The sequence below is a fragment of the Pseudemcibacter sp. genome (genome assembly GCF_965661635.1).
Lineage (GTDB): Bacteria > Pseudomonadota > Alphaproteobacteria > Sphingomonadales > Emcibacteraceae > Pseudemcibacter.
The window spans coordinates 1-2199 of sequence record NZ_CBFIEP010000109.1; the positions used below are offsets into that span (position 1 = coordinate 1).

Annotated in this window: 2 protein-coding genes; one reads left to right on the forward strand and one right to left on the reverse strand. The window is 40.9% G+C overall.

Annotated elements, in window-relative coordinates; translation table 11 throughout:
- A partial coding sequence (locus tag ACTF6W_RS07415) for an aromatic amino acid transport family protein (protein ID WP_438993906.1) occupies positions 1-968 on the forward strand: 968 nt, incomplete at its 5' end.
- Here ACTF6W_RS07415 and ACTF6W_RS07420 read toward each other — a convergent pair.
- A complete protein-coding gene (locus ACTF6W_RS07420; protein WP_438993907.1) occupies positions 965-1903 on the reverse strand; it encodes a LysR substrate-binding domain-containing protein in 939 nt (312 codons plus the stop codon). The genes ACTF6W_RS07415 and ACTF6W_RS07420 overlap by 4 nt on opposite strands.
- Positions 1904-2199: the final 296 nt, after the last annotated feature.

Sequence of the window (2199 nt, forward strand, 5' to 3'; positions counted from 1 at the left end):
ACGGGATTACATTTGCATTCGTACTTTATGTACTCACTTATGCCTATATCAGTGGCGGTGGCTCTATCGTTAGCCATACTATTGAAGCATCGTTAGGACTTAGCCTTCCTCCAGTTGTTGCGGGGCTAACCTTCGCGTTTGGGTTGGCATTTATTGTATGGGTAAGCACGGCCATGGTTGGGCGTATCAATGCCATAGTTGTGGGGGGAATGGTGATTACGTTTCTGCTTTCAATGGGTGAATTTACCACGAGGATTCAATTGCCAGTCCTGCTAGATAATAAAGCCGAATATATGCCATTTATTTTTGCGGCGCTTCCTTATTTCCTTGCTTCATATGGGTATCATGCCATCATTCCAAGCGTGATGAAATATTATGGCAAAGATCCAGAAAGAATTCAAAAAAGCGTTCTATATGGATCACTTTTTTCACTTACCGTATATGCGCTTTGGTTGATGGTAACGCAAGGAAACATTGGACGTGAAGAATTTAAACCGATTATCGAAAGCGGTGGCAATATAGGTGACATTGTTGGTGCGTTAAACATGGTTGGGGAAAGCGCAAACTTATCTGCACTGGTCAATGCATTTGCCAATATGGCTGTGGTTTCTAGCTTCCTTGGTGTGTCATTGGGGTTATTTGATTTTATTGCCGATAAATTCAAATTTGGTGATGATGGTATCGGACGATTTAAAACGGCGGCTATTACGTTTATACCCCCAACCATTGGCGGTGTGTTTTTCCCTAATGGGTTTCTTTATGCCATTGGTCTTGTTGGACTTGTCGGAATGGTAATGGCGGCTCTTATCCCTGCACTTTGTGTTCGGGCAAGTCGCAAAAAATATGATAACACTGAATTTCGTGTGTGGGGCGGCGATAAGCTCATCAATGTTATTTTGATATATACGGCATTTCTGGCTATTTGCTTTGTACTGGCGGCAATTGGGGTGTTGCCAAAATTTGGCTAAGGTTTATCAATATTTGTGGCCACATTTTTTAATGTTTCAATAAAATATGACACTGCCGTTGAGAGTGTGTAATTGGACCGGTAACTAACCCCAACATCACTTGTTGCGCCTTTAAATGAAATGGGTAAAACGGCAAGAGCTTCATTGTGCTCAGCAACATGGAGGGGCATTGCCGCTAGCATATCGGTTTCACGCAACAATTTGAAATTGGTTAATATGGAAATAGATTCTATGCTTTCACGCGGTGGCTCAAGACCCTCGTTTCGAAACTCACTTTCGATTTGCCGTCTTAATGATGTTGATGTAGGAGGTAAAATCCAGTCAAATTCCTTTAACCTGGCAAACTCAAGATTATTTTCACCTAATAATGGATGATTTTTTCTGGCAACAATGGCAATAGGCTCATCGTAAATCACATCTTGACTGATACCTTCGCGTTCACGAAATTCAGGAAGCCTTCCAACCACGATATCAATATCACCAGTGCGAAGCGCGGGCATTAGTTTGTCGTTTGTACCTTCGATGATGGTAACAGTTATATTTGGACGTTCTTTTTTTAATTTTAAAACGCTTTTCGGGATCAAGGTAGGTGAAGCGGCGAGCAATGTACCTATGTTGATGTGTCCGGTTACACCTTGCGCTATTGATGTTACTTCTTCGCTGATCTGCCTCACTTGACTTAAGATTAGTTTCGCATGATTGATTACGACTTCGCCATATGGTGTCGGTGTTACGCCGCGTGACGAACGATCAAAAAGTGAAACACCTAAGATATCTTCTAATTCGCGGATGCTTTTCGTAGCGGCGGGTTGCGCAATATTAAGTTGTTCTGATGCCTTTAAAATATTGCGCTGCTCATCAACTGCGACAAGCAATCTTAACTGCCTAAATTTTAAACGGTATAAAAGATGATATTCCAGTTGACTGGCGGACATGATTTAAATCTTCTTCGGTATATATTTTTTATTATAACGACAAACAGTATTGTTATTTTTAGTTTATACAAATAATCTATATTCTTCAATAATTGAAAAAATCTATCGGAGCTTAAATTGCCCTCATCCAAAATATTGAAAAATTATGTTGCTGGACGTTTCGTTGATACGGAAAATTATTTTGATGACATCAGTCCCATTGATGGGAGCCTTGTTGCGTTAGTTTCAGAAGCCGATGATAAATTGGTTGATGAGGCAGTATCAGCGGCGAAAGAAGCATTGAACGGCGAATGGGG